Raw genomic sequence first — 19798 nt, 5'->3', positions numbered from 1 at the left:
ACTGTCAAAAAAAATGAATAGGAATTGGGTATCACCAAAAACAATTATAGGGCCGGTAGCAACTGGTAAGTATTATTTCCCTCGAAAAGAGATAGTTTCAGAAATTTGGTTTGAGTTAGGAAAGGGCAACTACATCATTTTAGCTGCTCCAAGGAGAGTAGGTAAAACTTCAGTTATGAGGGATTTAGAGGAAAATCCGGAAGAAAACTACATCGTAAAATTTTCGAGTGTTCAGGCAATTAAATCAGAGTCTGAGTTTTATGAACATGTTTATAGATTGGTGCTTTCATGTTTAAGTAAAACAAAAAAAGCAAAATTCTGGGTAAGCGAATATTTTAAATCGAAGAAAATAACCGAAGTGAGTTTTAAGAATTTAAGTTTGAAATTTGGAGAAAACTCAATCGATTATCTCAAGGAAATCAATGACTTATTTGAAAATTTGGATTCAAATTCAGAAACAATAGTATTGCTATTAGATGAACTTCCAGAGGTTCTGTATCGACTTCATAAAGAAGGAAAAACAACTGAAGCCAAAAGTATTCTTAAACAGTTGAGGGTATGGAGACAAAGCAATTACAATAGTTTACGCTTTGTTTTTGCTGGTTCTGTAGGTATTCATTATGTAGTAAGTGCCATAGAAGGCCGTACTTCTGATTTGAATGACTTAAACAATGTGCAATGCACACCGCTTTCGATTGAATCTGCTCAGGAGTTTGTAGAATGGACTATAAAAGGAGCAAGTATTCAAATCAAAAGTGAACAGATAGAATACCTCCTAAATATACTAAAAGGTTATATCACTCCTTATTTCTTAAATTTGATTATTGACGAAATTGACAAAGTAGCTCAAAAAAATAATGAACCAATAGTTTCAAATGAAAAGATAGACCTTGCTTTTCAGAGTAATCTGAAAAATCTAAAACACTTTAATGATTGGCAAAAAAGGCTAAGAGACTATATGCCAGATGCTGACTTTAAATTTGTTAACGAAATACTCACGCATATTGCACATCGAGATGCCATTCAAATTCAAAAAATCTACGACATCGCTGTAAATCATGATAAAACCATTGATTATATGTCATTTATATTTGATCTGAAAGAAGATGGTTACATAATAGAGCATTCAAATGACTCTCAGAATTATGTTTTTAGGTCACCGGTTTTACGTGCTTTTTGGAAAATAATTAATCCTATATACCATGGATAATACGCATAAAACTAATTTAGGAAATTGGTTTCTCGACCAACTAACTGTATTTCAGACAGCCAATAGTGACTATAAGGCCGTAAAAGATAACTTTATTGTCAGAACTCAGGAAATTGAAAGGATTATAGGCAGTATCAAATCAAAAGGCGATAAAGACCCTCAACAGCATGAGCTTATTCTTGGAAGACGTGGCAGCGGAAAATCAACTTTATTGAAAAGAATTGAACTTGAATTAATAGAAAACCCAGCTTTAAATAAACTATACATACCCATTAATCTAGCTGAGGAGCAAGCAGGTATTTTTAGATTATTTGACCTTTGGGAACAAGTAATATACGAGTTGAAACAGAGGCAAAATTTTGATGTAAAAATTCCAGAATTTTCAGACTTTAAAACTGAAGGATCTTACACGAGGAAACTTTATGAAATAATACATGATGCCTGCCTTTCCAACAAAAAAAAGATTGTCTTGTTATTAGACAATTTTGACAGAATTGTAGAGAATTTTACTGACGATGGAAGTCTCCTTCGTGAAATATTAATAAACTACTCCGAGGTTCAAATCATAGCTGGCAGTACTCGCATGGATGAACACTTCTGGTCTTATGACAAGCCCTTTTATGATTTCTTCAGAGTTCATCGTTTGGAAGCCCTATCAAAAGAAGAAATAAATTTATTACTAAATCATTGGGGTGATACTTTAAATATTTCGGTTCTAAAAGATTTCGTAAAAAACAATCCGGGGAAAATTGAAAACTTGAGAATCCTGACGGACGGTCTGCCGAGAACACTACAGTTTTTTATCCAGATTGTACTCCAAAATTCTGAAACTGGCACCTACCAATATTTGAAAAAGACAATGGACAATGTAAGTCCACTTTTTCAAGAAAGGCTTAATGCCCTTACAGCTCCTTTCCGGAAAATTATCTATGAAATGGCATTTATCTGGGAAGCGTGTTCTGTGAAGCAGTTAGTAGAAAAGACCAAAATGGAGAGTAAACTTATTTCTGCACACCTCAAAACATTGGTTGATAAAGGATTGGTTGATAAAATAGAAACCAACAAAAAACAACATCTCTACCGTGTTTCTGAACGTTTTTTCAATATGTGGATAATCGTAACCCAAGGCAATCCCGAGCAAAAACGCAGAGCTAAATTCCTCAGTATTTTTCTAGAAAATTGGTATGATAAATCAGACTTAAGAAACCTCGCATCTCTCCATATAAATAATCTAAAAAGTGGAAAAATAGATTATGAAGAGGCAATAATACTATCCAAGGCTTTTTCTCAAAGTCGTTTTTTAGGAACAAAAGAAAGAGATGAAGTAATAGCACATACTGAAAATTTAAAAAGTAAAAACAATTTACTTTTAGAATTGCCAGAGAAATTCTCTGAACTAAATAGTAAAATACTAAAGTTAATCCAAAATAAAGATTATGAAAATGCGATAAAAATTACTGAAGCCATTGAAAATGAAGAAGATGGTGTGAAATATTTTATATTGGCTATCCTTTGCAAAAGCAAAGGGAACAACAAGGACGCTGAAAATTATTATCTTGAAGCTATTAATAAAGGTCATATAAATTCATTATTTAATTTGGCCAACCTTTATGATGAGCAAGGGAAAAACGAGGATGCGGAAAAATATTATCTTAAAGCCATAAATAAAGGACATATATCTGCATTATTTAATTTGGCTCTCCATTACAAAAACCAGGGAAAAAACGAAGAAGCAGAAAAATATTATCTTGAAGCCATATATAAAGGTAATATCCAATCATTAAATAACTTGGCAAATCTCTTTTATTTCTTGAATAAAAATAAACAGAAAGCATTAGAATATATACAGAAGGCTTTTGAAAGAGAAAATAATGTGATAATTCTTTCAACAAAATTAATCGTCGAAACCTGGAATGGAATATTTAATAATATTGAAATTAGAGCATTAGAAATAGTGAATTCCGGAAATGATGAAGTAACCAAAGAACTTTTGTTTGACCTTCTTGTACAACAGCAAAAAACTATTGTATTAAATCTTTTTAATCATCCTGAGGTTGGAAAAGGTTTGAAAGAAAAGTTCATTGTTTTTTATTATGCTACGCTAAAAATCAATAATGTGATGGAAGAAAATCTTGAATTGAGAATACCACCAGAAGTAAAAGAAACAGTGAATGAAGTAATTGAAAAAATATATACTGAACAAAAAAAATACGGATATATATCATGAAACTCATAGGTCCGTTTAGCCAAATCCTAACATTAGGTAATCTAGCATTAAAAGGTGCATTGCATGATTATGAATTGCAGATAGAAATTGAAGCTGGAGTTTTGGTAGATAATAGTAAAGTAATTAAAACAGGAGATTTTCAAAAACTAAGAAAAGAAAATCCGAATTCAGCAATTGAGGAAATTTTTGAAGATGCTGTTTTGCTGCCAGGTTTTGTAGATTGCCATACGCATAGTTGTTTTGCAGGCAGCCGAGCTATGGACTTTGCAGAACGAAATGCAGGTACATCGTACCTCGATATCGCAGCCAAGGGCGGTGGAATATGGAGCAGCGTAAGCCAAACGCGGGAAGCTTCTGATGAAAAATTGAAAAAACTTACTGAAGAAAGAGTAAATGGGTTTCTGAAAAATGGTATCACAACGATAGAAATAAAAACAGGCTATGGTCTATCGGTAGAGCATGAAATCAGATTGCTGAATATCATAAATAATTTAGATACCAAAGCATTTATAGTTTCAACTTGTTTGGCCGCACATGTAAAACCTCGAGATTTTGAAGGCAGTAGCAAAGAATATCTGGAGCATTTGGTTAATGAGCTATTACCTAGCATAAAAAAACTGAGCAAAAGGATTGACATTTTTACTGAAAAGTCGGCTTTTGACATTGAGGAAAGTACAGCATATCTGCAAAAAGCAAAAGATTTGGGCTTTGAGATAACCGTCCATGCAGACCAGTTTACTTTTGGAGCATCTAAAATGGCCGTTGCTTTACATGCTCTTTCCGCAGATCATTTGGAAGCAATTAACGAAGAAGGCATAAAGATTTTAGCACAATCTGATACTGTGGCAGTGGCACTACCTGGGGCATCTATTGGTTTAGGAGAGCCATTTACGCCTGCTCGGAAATTACTAGATGCAGGGGCATGTCTGGCTATCGCGTCTGATTATAATCCTGGTTCGGCACCTATGGGTGATTTGTTGACACAGGCGGCTATATTGGCCACATTTGAGAAATTAAGCACTGCTGAAGTATTGGCTGGCTTAACCTTTAGAGCTGCAAAAGCATTGAATATTAACACTATAGGAAAGATTGAAAAAGGGTTTCAAGCTGATTTTCAAGCGTATCCAACAAGCGATTATCGTGAAATATTGTATCACCAAGGACAAATGAAACCCAATGCAGTTTGGAAAAGTGGCATTAATATTTCTACCCAAAACATTTAAATTATGCATCAAAAACCAAGTCAATGGACAGGAAGAATAGATGGTGAAACGGAAGAGCATCTGCGGTGGCATCAAGCGATAGTTATGGGAGAGATAAATACAAGTTTCTCTGATTTTGGCCTAATAGGCTTTGCTAGTGACGAAGGTGTACGAAGAAATAAGGGTAGGGTAGGAGCTCGAAAAGGGCCAGGTTTTTTAAGAAAAGCGTATGCTAATTTTCCTATAGTAAGCCAAAAATCTTTGGCAGATTATGGAGATATCGTTTGTGAAAATAATGCACTTGAATATGCTCAAAATGAATTGGCTGAAATGGTTGCTAATTTGCAAAGAAAAAGAACCAAAACCATAGTTTTTGGCGGAGGTCACGAAGTTATGTTTGGGCATTATTCAGGCTTGAGACTGGCTTTTCCTGATAAAAAGATTGGCATTATTAATTTCGATGCACATTTTGACAATCGGGCCATAGATCCTGCAATTGGGGCGAGTTCGGGTACTGGTTTTTGGCAAATAGCACAACAAGATAGAAACTTTGCCTATTTGGCGATTGGTATTCAGGCGAATTCGAATACAAAAGCTTTGTTTAATGAGGCTGAGAGGACCAACACACAATATATTTTGGCAGATGAAATTCTCCCTGAGAACCAGAAAGACATTTTTGACAAAATCGATAGTTTTATAAATGTAATTGATGTTTTATATGTCACACTTTGCTTGGATGTTTTTGCTGCACCTTTTGCCCCTGGAGTGAGTGCGGCAGCCTTTAATGGCCTAATTCCTGATTTTTTCTTCAAAAAAATATTTAAAAAAGTAGCCTGTTCGCCAAAGCTTTCGGCTTTTGACATTGCCGAGTTAAACCCTGATTTAGATATTGATAATCGTACAGCAAAATTGGCGGCTTCTTTTGTTTTTGAATTGGTAAATGTTTGATTCAAAATGCAATGGATTTTTTTCGGAAGATAGTTTGCCGTGACCACTGTACCCCGCAGCAGGGATGGAGCCTTTGTTTGAGCTCCTTTTTTTGCTGGCTTTAGCCGCACAAAAAGAGCGAGTGGCTTCAGCCCGCCCGGCTGCCCAAATTAGATTTTACTAATTGCTTTATAAAAATTTAATTTTCGTTTTTTGCTTATAAATGATTATATTTTTCTTTTATTGGTCAGGAAAAGAAATTTATGACTGTTTTGTTTTCTTAAAAAGTAAAATTTAATTATTTGCAATTATCAACAAAACCATATATGCAAATTAAAATTTTGAAAAATCGCTCTGACATTGGTGCGGGTACTCGCGGCTCTGATTTGGGAATTGACGCCATGGAGATAGCGGCGATTGTGAAAGGGAATCATTTTTTTAATGATTATCCGTCTGAAGATATCCCGACGCATAATGAGACTATTTATGACAAAGATCATAGCTCTTTTGCGAAGCGAATTGGGCATGTGGAGGAGCAATGCGTAAGGGTTTCTTATGCCATTGCTAAAAATTTGAAGGCCGACTTTTTTCCTGTTTTGCTTTCGGGGGATCATTCGTCGGCATTAGGAACAATTAGCGGCATTAAGAAGGCTTTTCCTGAGAAAACGCTGGGGGTGTTTTGGATAGATGCTCATGCGGATATTCATACGCCATATACTTCACCATCAGGCAATATCCATGGGATGCCTTTGGCGGCGGCTCTAGGTTTGGACAATAAACATTTGCAGGTGAATGAACCGATAGCTGAGACCAAAAACTATTGGGAAAACATGAAGAACATTGGTCTGAACGGTGCCAAGCTTAGCCCTGAGCACTTGGTGTATTTTGGTGTTAGAGACACAGAAGAGGCCGAGGACAAGGTGGTAGAAGAGCTTGGTGTTAAGAATTATAAGGTCGAGGAGGTAAGGTTTAGAGGTTTGCAAACTTGTGTTGCTGAAGCTTTGAGACGACTTGAAGATTGCGATATGATTTACATATCGTTTGATGTAGACTCAATGGACAAGGATTTGGTGTCAAATGGCACTGGGACACCCGTTGCCAAGGGTTTTGACGAGAATGAAATAAATGAAATATTGGAAGAGATTGTAGCTTCTAAAAAAGTGATTTGCTTGGAAATAGTGGAGGTAAATCCTCTTTTGGATACAGGAGGTAACAAAATGGCTGAGGTGGCTTTTGAAATATTAGACAGAGTTACTGAAAAAATAAAAATTCAACTTTAAAAATTTCGCCACATTCTTTGGTCTAAATGTGGCGAATATGTTTAAGCTATTTCCTCAAACTCGGCTGTAAAATGACGTAACATAGGTGGCTCATGGGTTATTTTGTAACCTTTCAGCTTTTCACGTTCTTCATATACTTCTATGATTACTTCGGCTACATAATCTATATGGCTTTGTGTATAAACTCTTCTTGGAATGGCCAAACGGACCAATTCTAAATCTGGAGCGATGGGTTCGCCGTTTTCATCAGTTTTACCGAACATGACAGAACCTATTTCGCAGGCTCTTATGCCTCCTTTTAGATAAAGAGCACAAGCAATGGCTTGTCCTGGAAATTCGTGGCTTGGGATATGTGGGCAAAATTTACTGGCGTCGAGGTAAACTGCATGTCCGCCAGTTGGTAAAATAAGCGGTACGCCGGCTTTTACCAATTTGTCACCGAGGTATTCTATGGTTCTGATTCTGTATTGTAAATAATTTTCGTCCAGAATCTCTTCCAAGCCTTGGGCTATGGCTTCTAGGTCTCTGCCAGCCAGACCGCCGTAGGTAGGAAAACCTTCGGTTACGACCAATACATTCCGGCATTTTTGGGCTAGTTCGGTATTGTTAAGTGCCAAGAAACCTCCAATGTTTACCAAGGCGTCTTTTTTTGCACTCATGGTCATGCCGTCGGCATAGCTAAACATCTCTTGGCATATTTCTAATATACTCTTGTTTTCGTATCCAGCCTCACGTGTTTTGATAAAATAGGCATTCTCGGCAAATCGACAAGCATCTAAAAACAAAGGTTTTTGGTATTTATCGCAGATGGCCTTTACGTCTTTGATGTTTTGCATAGCAACGGGTTGGCCACCACCTGAGTTGTTGGTTATGGTGAGCATTACCAAAGGCACTTTGGATGCATTTTCTAGTAAGAAGGCATCTAGTTTTGCCGTGTCCATATTGCCTTTGAAGTATGCTATGAGGTCTGGGATTTTTCCTTGGGCATTGAGTAAGTCAATGGCTTTGGCTCCACTAAACTCAATATTGGCTCTGGTGGTATCAAAATGGGTATTGTTGGGAATGATTACGCCTTCGCCCCCTATTATCGAAAATAGGATTTTTTCGGCCGCTCTACCTTGATGGGTAGGAATGACGTACTGCAGACCAGTGATTTTTTTAACCATGGCCTCAAACCTATAGAAACTCCGTGAGCCAGCGTAGCTCTCGTCGCCCTCCATTATGCCAGCCCATTGTTTGGCACTCATGGCGGAAGTGCCACTGTCGGTCAGTAGGTCTATAATAACGTCGTCTCCTTTTAATCCAAAGAGATTAGAGCCAACTTCCTTGAGTTTTTGTTGGCGTTGGGTTTCGGTTGTAAAATATATCGGTTCTACCGATTTGATTCTAAACGGTTCTATTATTGTTTTCATCGATTTTTTTGCGTTTGAGATAAATACACGGTAAACCAAGCTAGGATTAGCTGGTTCTAAATAAAAATAGAAAAAGGGAAACTAAGCCTTTGTAGAAAAGGCGTCTCTGTTTTTGATATTTTTGAAAGTGTATTTCAAGAAAACGAGAGAATTGGTTTAGGGAATAAAGATACTTAAAAATTAATAAAAAATAAATTGACTAATTAAAGTTTTAATTTTGAGATGTTTAAGCCAAAGAATCACTATACTTTAAAAAAAAACCAATATTTTTAATAAAATTTATTTGACAATTAAGTAAAAACGTTCTACTTTTGCACCACGAATTTAATAATTCACTCCTGAATAGCTCAGTTGGTTAGAGCATCTGACTGTTAATCAGAGGGTCGCTGGTTCGAGCCCAGCTTCGGGAGCCAAGATGGGAAAGAGGTTATTTATAACCTCTTTTTTGTTTTTTACACCCTACAAAACCACTCTGGTTGATAAAAGAACCTTGATAGGGATTGTGTACTTCGGAGCTGCAATTTTCCATTTTAAAAATGGAGTTTTTCTGAAAAAATGCACTAAGAATTTGTTTTCCCATCAACTTTTTTACAAAATGAAACTAAATCTTCAAGGATAGGGATATGTTTTGTTAGATATTCTCATAAGCTGATATTTGATTTGATAAATTATCTTTTTTTGAATTTTCTTCATATGTTTTTAAATCTATAGAAATCTTTAGTTCTTGGTATTCCTTATAATTGATTTTACCCTCCCTACATTCATTTTGCATTTTTTTTTCATCGATTATTCAAAATTTAAATTTCAGTATTAATTAACTTATTTTTTATTTTCGGCTCAACTTCCTCATTTTCATAATAGTTAGCTACCTTCGTTTCCAGTTGATAGATCATAAAATCGCATAAACAAAAGAGAAAAATGAAAATTTCATGTAGAAACATTTACAGTATTCTAAAAAAATCTCTTTCAAAATGGTGGGTAAAAGATCCTTTTCGTGAAAGTGCAATAATTGCTTATTACTCAATTTTTGCATTACCTGGGTTGCTAGTGGTAATCATAACATCTGTAGGGTATTTTCTAGGGGACGAAGCTATAAATAATCATATAACTGCCCAGTTTGCTTCTACAATGGGCGTTGATACTGCCGTTCAGATTCAAAATATTATTTTACAAGCTAGCGAAGCAAAAAACTCAGTGATGGCAACAATTATCGGAATTGTTATTATGATTGTGGGTGCAACAACTGTTTTTGCTCAGTTTCAAAAATCATTAAATATAATATGGGAAGTAAAGGTTGATGAATCAAAATATGGTATTTGGAGTTATGTCAAGATTCGTTTGTTTTCCTTCGGTTTAATAATTACAATGGCGTTTTTATTGATTGTTTCACTTGTTTTTTCTGCTTTGCTTTCAGCTTTTGGCAATTGGTTGTCGGGTCATTTTTCCGAATCATTTTTTATTGCACTTCATGTGGCCAATTTCGCTTTATCTTATGTAATTCTTACTATTTTGTTTGCATTGATGTTTAAATTTTTACCCGATGCAAAAATAAAATGGAATCATGTTTGGATTGGCTCCATCGTTACTTCCTTTCTGTTTAATATAGGAAAATTCGGTTTGGGATTATATTTTGGAAAATTAAACCCAGGCGATGGATATGGCACTGCTGGTTCTATTATTTTGATAATGCTTTGGGTTTCATATTCTTCAATGATTGTTTTCTTTGGTGCCGAATTTACCCGCGTCTATGCGGATTTTATTTCGGGCGGTGTTGGGCCTAAAGAAATCGCAAAGTCAGATATTCATGTTAGCAACGAATAATAGTCATCATTTCAAGATTCCAGACCTTCATTATTATTTCTGCAAAATCTAAAATACCGCAACAGAAATCTTGTAATTATAATCACCTTACTAATATTAAAATGCAAATTGTAATATTTGGAATGATTTAACACATTCTCAATATTTTTAATTATTATTTTACGTAAAACTCCTGTAAAAGCCAGTTTTATAGGATAAAGCGTAAATTATTTTCTTGTGCAATTTTTCATTGAATTCGTATTTTTCCCACCAACACATTCTTAAGTGTGTGAATTATGTAACTACTATCTACAATTGTATAATACCAACAATTTATTATGTCCTAAATTTGTATAAGCTTCTTGAGAAACATTCATTAATAACTGATTTTAAATTTATAATACTAAAAGGATGTCAATTTGAGCAATGCACCTTGTTTGGTGGTTCGTTTGAATTATTCTTATCTTTTAGTTTTTCGCTACAATCTGCGATTTGCCGGACCAGCGAAAGAAAAAAGAATTTCTGATCCACATTTTATAAAAGCAATTAGCTTCTGGAAAGATTGCTAATGAGAAGTATCAGGAGAAAAAAGCGTCTTGAAAAAAAATAATTATTGTTCTAAATGGCCTCTTAAAAAAAACTATGGAAAATTTAATTTCAACTACATACTTTGTTATAGGCATGAAATCAGGTGAATCAGCCGCAGTTTTACAAAACAAACTTGCTGATATTGAAGGTGTAATTTCAGTAAAAATTGACTCAGCAAAAAGTCATGTTCAGATCACTTCAAAAGAGATTTTTGATATTGCAATATTGGAGAATGCAATTGTAAATACCGGGTATTAAATATCAGAACTTAAGCCAAATAATATCGTGGCTTCGCCATATCATAGTGCTGTAGATAGTGTAAAACAAAGACATAATGCCTCTGGTGATTTGGATGGCGGAGGTTATGGCTTCTTGAATTCGGGGCCTGTTACAGATTATACAGAAGAATAATCAACCTGAAAATGATACACGGTAATTCTTGGGCTTTGAATTCTTTTATTTTTCAGAAAAAGTGCTTTCTGGGACTCAATCTGTATAATTTTACAAACAATTTTACTTTGTATTAGCTTGAAAAAACTAATTGAATGAAAAATATAAATAGTTATGCCACTCCTGAGAAATAGGACAGGTATAAAAACTGAATATCTACTTATAAATTAAATCAATTATTGGGAAAACAAACAGCAATTGAAATACTTTGAGTTTGAATGTCTAGCTCGGGAAATACTATTAAACTTAATCTAGTATATTTTGCTATTTGAAGATTTTTTACTTTTTAAAGTTATCTTAAGGAAATCAAACTATTTAATTTATATATACTTACATGTTTAATCATAGAATTATACCAGTAGCTTGGAGAAATTAGGGCAACAAACAGAAAAGTATCCAGAAATGATTGCTTTTTTTTTAGTTGCAGTTTTTTAAAATTTTTAATAGAAAGATCCGAACGGTTCTAACTATTGATTTTTGCCCAGAATTGGGAGGTTTAGGGGCTTAATGAATTTATTTTGAATAAGTTAAACATATAAAGTTGCTAATCCATTTTTCAAAGTTTTGAATGTTGGGCTTTTATTTTACATTGGAATGATTATTTCTAATCAATTGCAAAATACTAAGGCAGTTTGCTATAATAGATTGAGAGGTTCTGAGCTAAAATTAGTAATTGAAATATTAAAAATGATTCAAAATAGCTCTTAAAACATCTTAATAAGTATGTTAATAGTAGCACAAACCTATCATCAGATTTATTTAACGCAAAAATATATATATTGAGAAGCCACTTATTAGAAGCTAGAAATGTATTTTAATAATAACAGACCCATATATAATCGAACGTAAATTTTTGTACTTGGACTCAAAGTACAAATCCTTTTGGATTAGTATTAAGCAGTCAAAATTCAGTATATATGTTAAGTATTTAAAGTTTAATTTTTGCTTTAAAAAAAACCAATCTTTAAGGCAAAAGGCATTAATTTTTTTCAAATATTTATTTTGTAGATATTTAGCTAAATGTTTTTTGTCATCATTTTAGCTAAGAAATTGTCCGATTTTGGAGTTAATTTCTAAATAGTTCCATAAAATTTGGTTTTAAAATGAATTTATCGTCTATTTTTCAAATTACTTTTTTTAATTAGGCATATTTGATTTTTTGAATAAAAATGATTAAATTAATATAATTTACTGTAAATCAATCACTTGTAATAAAGTAGCTCTCTTTATTTTAATTGAATAAATGTTTGAAATACACTTATTGTTTTTTATTTTTATATCTTAAAATTCAACCTAAATAAAATGAAAAAAAAGCTAATCTTGGCATGTATGCTGTTTGGTACATACGCCTCAACTGCCCAACAAATTTCCAAAGATTATTTACTGCTTTTGACCCGAGAATGGAAAGGTGATCGTTTTCCAGATGGCAGACCCAAAGTAGAAGACAAGCTGCTTGACCGCATGAAAAAAGTTACGCTTGAGGAGGCCTGGGCAGTGCTTAGAAACCACAATTACAAACATCAATTTGAAGGTGATTGGCAATTGATAAATCCAGATTCGGTTTTGGTGGGTAGGGCAGTAACGGCCGTTTTTACACCTGGAAGACCAGATATCCAATCGGCGATAGACGATAAAGGCCATGAAAAAGATGGCAGGATAAAATCTCAAAATGCATGGCCAATTGATTTGTTGACCAAAAGAGATGTTTATGTGGTTGACCAATTTGGAGCCTATGAAGATGGCCCAACAATTGGTGACAATCTTGGCAACTCTATTTATACTAAAACTGGTAATGGAATTGTATATGACGGTGCCATAAGAGATTTATCAGGTTTGAAAGAAATTGGTGGATTTACTTCGTTTTTCAGAAGCTATCATCCATCTCATCACTTGAATGACCCGAAGGGTGCCCTAAATACTACATTGGTTGGAATCAATCAACCCACCAGAATCGGAAAGGCTACTGTAATGCCTGGAGATGTGGTACTTGGTCGCGAAGGGGGAATTATTTTTATACCTCCTCATTTGGCTGAAGAAGTGGTGAAGGTTTCGGAAGTAGTTCGACTTCGTGATATGTTTGGACACCAAAGGCTGCGTGAGCAAAAATATACGCCAGGGCAAATAGACACCCGTTGGTCAGATGAAATAGAGAAAGATTTCTCACAATGGCTTCGTGAACATATCAACGATTTGCCTGTTGAGGCAGCCGAAATCCAAGAAATATTAAAAAAACGTACTTGGTAATTTTTGTATTTATTTATTCAACTATAAAGAGGAATCATTCCTCTCAAAATTTAAAATACAGTGAACAGAAGAAATTTTTTCCAAAAAGCTGCCGTTGGTTCGGCTTTAGCTGTGAGCCCTTTCGCTGGTTTTGGCCGTGAGTATACCAATGCTATCGACAAAGCCCCCAAAAGTTCGGCACCTTCAGATTTGAAAATCACTGATATCAAAGCAGGGTATATTAGAGATGGGCATAGTTTGTTTGTGAAAATTTATACCAATCAAGATATTGTTGGGCATGGCGAAGGTGTAGATGCCACGCCTGGTACTTATCATTTGGTAAAGCTGATGGCAAAACGCATAAAAGGTCAAAATCCATTGAATGTAAACCGACTTTTTGAGACCATACGCCGCTCAGGATTTTTTGAAGGTGCACAGGCTGGAATGTACATCGCTGTGCTTACTGCTATCGAAACTGCACTTTGGGATGTGGCAGGCAAGGCATTGGGAGTTCCTGTTTATCAATTACTTGGAGGTAAATTTAGAGATACCATTAGAGTATATATGGATACGGCCTTGTATCAAAACCAACTCCCAAAGCCCTCTGATTTTGCGGTTGCAGCAAGAGAAGCTGTGAATATGGGATTTACTGCGGTTAAATTTGACTTAGATCAGGCCAATGACCCAAATAAATATGATAGATTTAATTGGACAGCGAGCCCAGCCGAATTGCAAAGAATGTATGATCAAATGGCTGCAGCACGAAAAGAAGTAGGACCAAACATTGATATCTGTGCTGATATGCACGGCAGATACGATGCCATTACTGGTGAGAAAATTGCTAAAATGTTGGAACCTTTAAATCTTATGTGGTTAGAGGAACCCATTCCGGCTGAAAATGCAAATGCTTATAAAAAAATAACGGAATCGACGACGACACCAATCTGTGCAGGTGAAAATCATTATCTTGCTCAAGGTTTTAGACCATTGCTTGAGATGGGTGCGGTGGATATCATTATGCCAGATTTGCAAAAATGTGGAGGTTTAGGCGAAGGCCAAAGAATAGCCAATTTAGCAAATCTGTATTATGTGCCTTTTGCACCACACATGGTTGCATCTTATTTAGGAGCGATGGCTTGTGCTCATGTATGTGCTTCAGTACCCAATTTCATGATTATGGAATGGCAAATTTATTTTCATAAAGATCCGATGTTTAAAGAAATCGTGAAGTTTGATGGAGAAATGGTGGAGAAAAATGGTTTTCTGAAAGTTAGAGATGTGCCTGGCATTGGTGTTGAAATAAATGAAGAAGCCATGAAAAAATATGCAGCTCCGGGAGTACCATTTTTTGAATAAAATATTTCTTTTATTAAATTCTAGAGGAATTTCCAAAAGATTAAATATCAAAAAAACATGCTAAATAAGAAATTAGCATGTTTTTTTACAATTATAATTTTATATATCTGTTTTTTTGCTCCAATAGTTAGCTAAAGTAGAGCCAGTAATATTCATTAGTGGTCCAAAAATAGCTGGGGCTATTCCAACAGTAGCAATTTTGCCCATTTCGTTGGCTAATGCTGATGCTAATCCACCATTTTGCATTCCTACTTCGAGTGCTATGGCACGAGCGTCTGCTTCATTAAGTTTTAACATTTTTGCTGAGTAATACCCTAGGCAATAACCAAAAATATTATGAACAAACACCACTAGGATCAATATAAGTCCAACTGTTTTTAGGGAATTTGCTCCGCTTGCAGTCACTATCAAAATGATATATGCAATACCAATCATAGATATAATTGGCAAAAATGTAATTAATTTTTTAACAATGCCTGGAATTAGCTTATTGATGACTAATCCAAGAAAAATCGGCAACAAGACCAATTGGGTCATATCCCAGAACATATTTAAAAAATTGATTTCTATTAAGCTGCCTCCAAGCGTTTTCATTAAAAAAGGAGTAAAAATTGGAGCCAATAAGGTAGCCATAGTGGTGATAGTGATAGAAAGTGCCACATTTGCTTTAGCCATTAGTGCCATTACATTGGATGCCAATCCACTTGGACTACAACCAATCAGTACTATTCCAGCTGCGATTTCAGGAGGAAATGAAAAGGCTCTTGACAGTCCAAAGCCTAAAAAAGGCATTATAGAAAATTGGGCGATTAAGCCAATAAGTACCTTTTTTGGTGATTTGAAAATTTCGACAAAATCATCCAAAGTCATTGTCGCACCCATTCCAAACATGATGATTTGCAAAACGGGTTTTATAAATGTGCTGAGTTTTATTCCATTTATAGAAGAAAATTGTTCTGGGAAATTATATCCTAAAATCACCAGAAAGATTATGCTCAAGCTGTACCAATAGTCTTTTAATTTCATATTGAAAATTTTTCGATTTTTAGAAATTAGTATGTTTTATTTATGACCAAGATCTATCCCAACTGTCAACTTTATCCCATTCAGTTGTAGGTGCAAAATACAACTCTCCTGCCATTAAATGCTCTTTAACTACTTTTTCATTTAATTCGATACCTAGGCCCGGGGTATCTGGAACCTTTACGAAGCCATCTTTGAAAATCGGTTTTTCAATTCCAGTAACCATATCTTCCCACCAAGGCACGTCAAAACTATGATGCTCAAGTGCCACAAAGTTTTCGGTAGCTGCTGCACAATGTACATTTGCCATAAAACTTACTGGTGTGCCTGCAAAGTGCATCGCCATCGGAATGCCTCTTTCTTCGGCATAGTCTCCAATTTTTTTAGTTTCAATCAATCCGCCTGAGCTAGCCAAATCAGGCTGAATCATATCAACCGCTTTATTATCAATTAATTTAATAAATTCTTCTTTCAAGAAAATATCTTCGCCAGTTAGGGTAGGGGTTTCAATAGCATCTGAAATCTGTTTCCATTGATCAGTGTAAAACCATGGAATCATATCCTCTAGCCACGCCAATTGATATTTTTCTAAAGCTTTCCCTAATCGAATAGCAGTATTAACGCCAAAATGTCCAAAATGATCTGCCGCTAAAGGAATATCGTACCCAACTACTTTACGAGTTTCTTCTACAAAATTAGCTATAATTTCTATTCCCTTGTCTGTGATTTGAATTCCAGTAAAAGGGTGTTTGGTTTGTGAATATCCTCGGGCATTTCCTTTACTGGGATTTCCATTTCCCCATTGTCTTGCATAGTCAGTATTTAAACCTCCAACTACAGTTCCTGGATGATTTTTTAACAACTCTACACCAAAATCCATTTTCAGAAAAGTCAAACCTAAATCTTTTCTTGCTTTCATTTTCTGGGCAAACTCTATTGGGTCCGGCACTGTTGGCGTATCTCCATAAATCCTGATATAATCTCTGTATTTTCCTCCAAGCATTTGATATGCAGGAACGCCATAAGCTTTTCCAGCTAAATCCATCAGAGCCATTTCTACCCCACAAACCCCACCCGCAGCACGTCCGTGATTGCCAAATTGTTTGATGTCTTTAAATAGCATTTCAGGTGTACATGGATTTTTGCCTAACAATCTACTTTTTAAGAATAAACCATATTTGGCACTTGCCCCGTCTCTTATTTCGCCATAACCCGATATGCCTTGATTAGTATCGATTCTAATAATTGGGCAAGTCATAGGAGCTTTTGTCACTACTGCAATTCTTAAATCAGTTATTTTTAGGTCCGAAGGATTACTAGAGCGATTTACTTTTTGGGTTAAAAATTCTATTTCTTTTGAAGGATTACCATCGAATAGCATTCCGAGAGAAAGTCCACCCAATGCAGATTTTTTAATAAAATCTCTTCGATTATCGCCTTTAGACTCAGTATGGTTTATTTCTAAGTTTGATGTTTTTTCTAAAATTGGTCCTTCAGGTATTGAGCCATTAAATTTGAATCTGTCTAATATTTTGGTTTTCATCTATTTAAGGTTTTAGGTTGAATAAAATAAGGCTAAGATTTACCAATTTCTTTCTTTCATAAATTTGTCAAGCTCGGCTCTTGTCATGGGTAAGAGTTTTGGGTTATCATTGATCCATTTCAAAAAATCATCCTTTATTTCTTTAGTCCAGGCTTGGTCAATTTGACCTGGTGTATATTTGCCTTCTTTTAGTCTTTGAATACCGAATTTATCTCTAAGTGCAATAAACTCTGAATTGATAATGACTTTTTCGGCCAAATGTGCTGGAATGAATATGACACCTTCTCTTTTGCCCAAGACTAAATCCCCAGGAAAAACCGTAACTCTACCTATTCTGATGGGACAATTGATACATGTCATCATCATTTCTTTTATATAAGAAGGGTCTGCACCGCGTATAAACCCAACGAAACCGTCAATATTTTCTAATCCCTCCAAATCTCTGATAGCACCGTCAAACACAACTCCAGTTTTTGATTTGGCATAAATTGAGTTTCCAAGATTATCACCAATAAGTGTTCCGTCTATGATTTTGCCATAACCGTCGGCCACATATACATCTCCATTTTGCAAAAGGTCTATTGGCCAAGAGTTAGGTGAACCTAGTCTACCTTCTGTTTTACCTTTTTCTTTGATGGGATTGTCTAAATCTGGCCTAGAGGGCATGTACTGTGTAGTTAGGACCCTACCTGCCAATACTTTGTCGGGGTGAATAATCTGCCAACCTCCCTCAAACTGATTGTTATAGCCTTCGTTTTTCATCGTTCCCCAAGCCTCTTCTAGAGAAATGTTGGCAAGCCTTTTTACTAGATCATCTGAAACTTTAGGTCTGCCATCAGAAAAACGTTCACCTTTCCAGTTAGAAGTAAATAGGAGCATCTGTTCTTTTGACCATTGAATGTTTTGTGCAGAAAGATAATTTATCCCTAAAAAAATAAATAAGAAGGTAAACTTCAATGATAGTTTCATGTTAAAATTATTTAAGGTAAAAAAAAATCTTCTTAGTTTTCACTAAGAAGATTTAAGTTAAGGGATTTTTATTTATTCCACCAAACTTTGGTGTCTAAATTATCTGCACCTTGTCGACCAATGGCAGCTTGAATGTTAGTAGAATTAACGGAAATTTCTGAGTTTGGATAGGTTATTCTGTTTATGAAATCACCTTTGATATCCTTCAATGGATATGGATTTGCAACCAATTTAGGAAACCCAGTTCTTCTAAAATTAGCAAAAGCTTCAGGGCCATTCATCAATGAAGCAATCCAATATTGAATTCCAATTTGTTCTAAGGCATTTGTGCTTAATGGATTATCGCTGATATATTTTTGAATTTTTTCACTTTCAATTGCGGAAGCTGCTGAAAAAAGTGCCATCTGATCCATGTGTGCTTTTATTCCGTTGCTGAAATAGGTTTCTGCACTACCCGTTAAATAACCTCTTGAAATAGCTTCTGCTATAAGTAGTTGAGTTTGGGCATGAGTTACAAAAAACATCGGAGCGGTGTTTTTAGCCATTCGGGTTCTATCAATTTGTGAATAAGCATAAAAACTCGACAAACCATCTTTAACGGCTGCGGCTATAGCTCCTGAGTTGTCATTACCCATTGGGATTCCAATTTGAACATCTGCATTTCGATTAGCTACTGCTTCTGTTTGACCCGGTCCTGAAGATGCCCCAACATATCGTACTGCTATGGCTGCCAAACGCGGATCATTGGTATTTTTCAATTGATCAATAAATGGCTTTGGAATAAAGAAATTATTAGCTTCTGTTGAATTTAACATACCACCAATCGCATTCTGATAGTTAGCATCATGAACGATAGCAAAATTGTCATCATTTGATGCCATAACTCCACCCGAAAATGCGGCAGAAACTGCAGATTTCGCAGCTGCGGCGTCCACTTGGCTTAGTCTCATTCCTGCTCTTAACAAAAGCGAATACCCTAATTTTTTCCATTTAGAAATATCTCCTTTGTATAGAATATCTGCAGATTCAGACTTTCCACTTGCATTTAGTGAAGCAGAAGCTTCAGTAAGTTCTTTTATAATGTCTTTATAAATAAACTCTTGCGTGTCATATGTTGGCAAAACAACACCTTCAAGAAATCCTATTCCGGCTTCGGAGTAAGGAATTTCGCCATAACGATCCGACAAAACCATAAAAGCATGAGCTTGTACTATCCGAGCCATTTGCACCAGATTTCCACGGTTTTCTTGTTCGGAAGAAAGTTTAATGGCAATCTTGGTATTGCGAATAACATTCTGAAAATATTGTGGCCATAATTGACCAAAAACGGCTCTGTTTTCTTGGTTAAAATTAGCTCCAGTTAATACACCCGAATTGGGAGAAATAATTTGTTGTACCACGCCCATATCGAAAACCGCGGTTTCGGTTGGGTAAGAAGTGCTAATCAATGCTTGATTTAGCATAAAAATAGGGTCAATAGCAGTAACGGCTATTTTATTGGTGTTCAATTCATCAAATCCATCATCGCACGATGAGACCGTTGTAATGCCAATAACTAGAAATATATATTTTATTAATTTTTTCATTA

General features: G+C 35.3%; 15 protein-coding genes and 1 tRNA gene. 11 read left to right on the top strand and 5 right to left on the bottom strand.

Features of this window, described 5'->3' with window-relative positions; genetic code table 11:
- The first annotated feature begins 13 nt into the window (after window positions 1-13).
- The 5 genes from EGI22_RS10655 to EGI22_RS10635 all read left to right on the top strand — a co-directional run bounded on the left by EGI22_RS10655 (window position 14) and on the right by EGI22_RS10635 (window position 6846).
- A complete protein-coding gene (locus tag EGI22_RS10655) occupies window positions 14-1210 on the top strand; it encodes a hypothetical protein (RefSeq protein ID WP_255068330.1) in 1197 nt (398 codons plus the stop codon).
- Window positions 1203-3437 (top strand): tetratricopeptide repeat protein, encoded by a 2235-nt coding sequence (locus tag EGI22_RS10650; protein WP_255068329.1) that lies wholly within the window; start codon window positions 1203-1205, stop codon window positions 3435-3437. The genes EGI22_RS10655 and EGI22_RS10650 overlap by 8 nt, the downstream gene beginning before the upstream one ends.
- Window positions 3434-4660 (top strand): imidazolonepropionase, encoded by a 1227-nt coding sequence (gene hutI / locus EGI22_RS10645; protein ID WP_255068328.1) that lies wholly within the window; start codon window positions 3434-3436, stop codon window positions 4658-4660. Before EGI22_RS10650 ends, hutI begins: the two co-directional genes overlap by 4 nt.
- A gap of 3 nt (window positions 4661-4663) precedes the next feature.
- Window positions 4664-5587 (top strand): formimidoylglutamase, encoded by a 924-nt coding sequence (hutG, locus tag EGI22_RS10640; RefSeq protein ID WP_255068327.1) that lies wholly within the window; start codon window positions 4664-4666, stop codon window positions 5585-5587.
- Between the two features lie 305 nt (window positions 5588-5892).
- Window positions 5893-6846, top strand: a complete 954-nt coding sequence (locus tag EGI22_RS10635; protein WP_255068326.1) for an arginase — start codon at window positions 5893-5895, stop codon at window positions 6844-6846.
- A 41-nt stretch (window positions 6847-6887) separates the two neighbouring features.
- Here the strand turns inward: EGI22_RS10635 and EGI22_RS10630 are convergent, their stop codons facing one another.
- Window positions 6888-8258 carry a tryptophanase gene (locus EGI22_RS10630; RefSeq protein WP_255068325.1) on the bottom strand — a complete coding sequence of 457 codons (1371 nt, stop codon included), beginning with the start codon at window positions 8256-8258 and terminating at the stop codon, window positions 6888-6890.
- A gap of 336 nt (window positions 8259-8594) precedes the next feature.
- Here EGI22_RS10630 and EGI22_RS10625 point away from each other — a divergent pair.
- The 6 genes from EGI22_RS10625 (at window position 8595) to EGI22_RS10600 (ending at window position 14675) form a co-directional block, all read left to right on the top strand.
- A tRNA-Asn gene (locus EGI22_RS10625) sits at window positions 8595-8671 on the top strand.
- A gap of 505 nt (window positions 8672-9176) precedes the next feature.
- Entirely contained in the window at window positions 9177-10079 is a 903-nt protein-coding gene (locus tag EGI22_RS10620; protein WP_255068323.1) for a YihY/virulence factor BrkB family protein, read from the top strand.
- Window positions 10080-10700: 621 nt separating this feature from the next.
- Entirely contained in the window at window positions 10701-10904 is a 204-nt protein-coding gene (locus tag EGI22_RS10615; RefSeq protein ID WP_255068321.1) for a heavy-metal-associated domain-containing protein, read from the top strand.
- 27 nt (window positions 10905-10931) lie between these two features.
- A complete protein-coding gene (locus EGI22_RS10610) occupies window positions 10932-11057 on the top strand; it encodes a hypothetical protein (protein ID WP_255068319.1) in 126 nt (41 codons plus the stop codon).
- Window positions 11058-12398: 1341 nt separating this feature from the next.
- Window positions 12399-13340 (top strand): RraA family protein, encoded by a 942-nt coding sequence (locus EGI22_RS10605; protein WP_255068318.1) that lies wholly within the window; start codon window positions 12399-12401, stop codon window positions 13338-13340.
- 60 nt (window positions 13341-13400) lie between these two features.
- A complete protein-coding gene (locus EGI22_RS10600; protein ID WP_255068317.1) occupies window positions 13401-14675 on the top strand; it encodes a mandelate racemase/muconate lactonizing enzyme family protein in 1275 nt (424 codons plus the stop codon).
- Between the two features lie 99 nt (window positions 14676-14774).
- Here EGI22_RS10600 and EGI22_RS10595 read toward each other — a convergent pair whose 3' ends face one another.
- The 4 genes from EGI22_RS10595 to EGI22_RS10580 form a co-directional block, all read right to left on the bottom strand.
- On the bottom strand, window positions 14775-15701 hold the full coding sequence (locus tag EGI22_RS10595) for a bile acid:sodium symporter family protein (RefSeq protein ID WP_255068316.1): 927 nt from the start codon (window positions 15699-15701) through the stop codon (window positions 14775-14777).
- 40 nt (window positions 15702-15741) lie between these two features.
- Window positions 15742-17241, bottom strand: coding sequence for a mandelate racemase/muconate lactonizing enzyme family protein (locus tag EGI22_RS10590; protein ID WP_255068314.1), 1500 nt, complete (start codon window positions 17239-17241; stop codon window positions 15742-15744).
- Window positions 17242-17280: 39 nt separating this feature from the next.
- Window positions 17281-18210: an RraA family protein gene (locus EGI22_RS10585; RefSeq protein ID WP_255068312.1), complete on the bottom strand. Its 930-nt coding sequence runs from the start codon at window positions 18208-18210 to the stop codon at window positions 17281-17283.
- Between the two features lie 68 nt (window positions 18211-18278).
- Window positions 18279-19796: a SusD/RagB family nutrient-binding outer membrane lipoprotein gene (locus EGI22_RS10580; RefSeq protein WP_255068311.1), complete on the bottom strand. Its 1518-nt coding sequence runs from the start codon at window positions 19794-19796 to the stop codon at window positions 18279-18281.
- Window positions 19797-19798: the final 2 nt, after the last annotated feature.

The organism is Lacihabitans sp. LS3-19, assembly GCF_024343575.1.
Classification (GTDB): domain Bacteria; phylum Bacteroidota; class Bacteroidia; order Cytophagales; family Spirosomataceae; genus Leadbetterella.
The sequence above is the reverse complement of the archived record's forward strand: the minus strand, read 5'-3'. Positions and strand labels throughout refer to the sequence as shown.

Excerpts from the sequence above, each read along its gene's own strand:
- EGI22_RS10620 (WP_255068323.1), top strand. The coding sequence starts at position 9,177 with ATGAAAATTTCATGTAGAAACATTTACAGTATTCTAAAAAAATCTCTT.
- EGI22_RS10615 (WP_255068321.1), top strand. The coding sequence starts at position 10,701 with ATGGAAAATTTAATTTCAACTACATACTTTGTTATAGGCATGAAATCA.
- EGI22_RS10635 (WP_255068326.1), top strand. The coding sequence starts at position 5,893 with ATGCAAATTAAAATTTTGAAAAATCGCTCTGACATTGGTGCGGGTACT.
- EGI22_RS10630 (WP_255068325.1), bottom strand. The coding sequence starts at position 8,258 with ATGAAAACAATAATAGAACCGTTTAGAATCAAATCGGTAGAACCGATA.
- EGI22_RS10605 (WP_255068318.1), top strand. The coding sequence starts at position 12,399 with ATGAAAAAAAAGCTAATCTTGGCATGTATGCTGTTTGGTACATACGCC.
- EGI22_RS10595 (WP_255068316.1), bottom strand. The coding sequence starts at position 15,701 with ATGAAATTAAAAGACTATTGGTACAGCTTGAGCATAATCTTTCTGGTG.
- EGI22_RS10590 (WP_255068314.1), bottom strand. The coding sequence starts at position 17,241 with ATGAAAACCAAAATATTAGACAGATTCAAATTTAATGGCTCAATACCT.
- EGI22_RS10650 (WP_255068329.1), top strand. The coding sequence starts at position 1,203 with ATGGATAATACGCATAAAACTAATTTAGGAAATTGGTTTCTCGACCAA.
- EGI22_RS10655 (WP_255068330.1), top strand. The coding sequence starts at position 14 with ATGAATAGGAATTGGGTATCACCAAAAACAATTATAGGGCCGGTAGCA.
- hutG (WP_255068327.1), top strand. The coding sequence starts at position 4,664 with ATGCATCAAAAACCAAGTCAATGGACAGGAAGAATAGATGGTGAAACG.
- EGI22_RS10585 (WP_255068312.1), bottom strand. The coding sequence starts at position 18,210 with ATGAAACTATCATTGAAGTTTACCTTCTTATTTATTTTTTTAGGGATA.
- EGI22_RS10580 (WP_255068311.1), bottom strand. The coding sequence starts at position 19,796 with ATGAAAAAATTAATAAAATATATATTTCTAGTTATTGGCATTACAACG.
- hutI (WP_255068328.1), top strand. The coding sequence starts at position 3,434 with ATGAAACTCATAGGTCCGTTTAGCCAAATCCTAACATTAGGTAATCTA.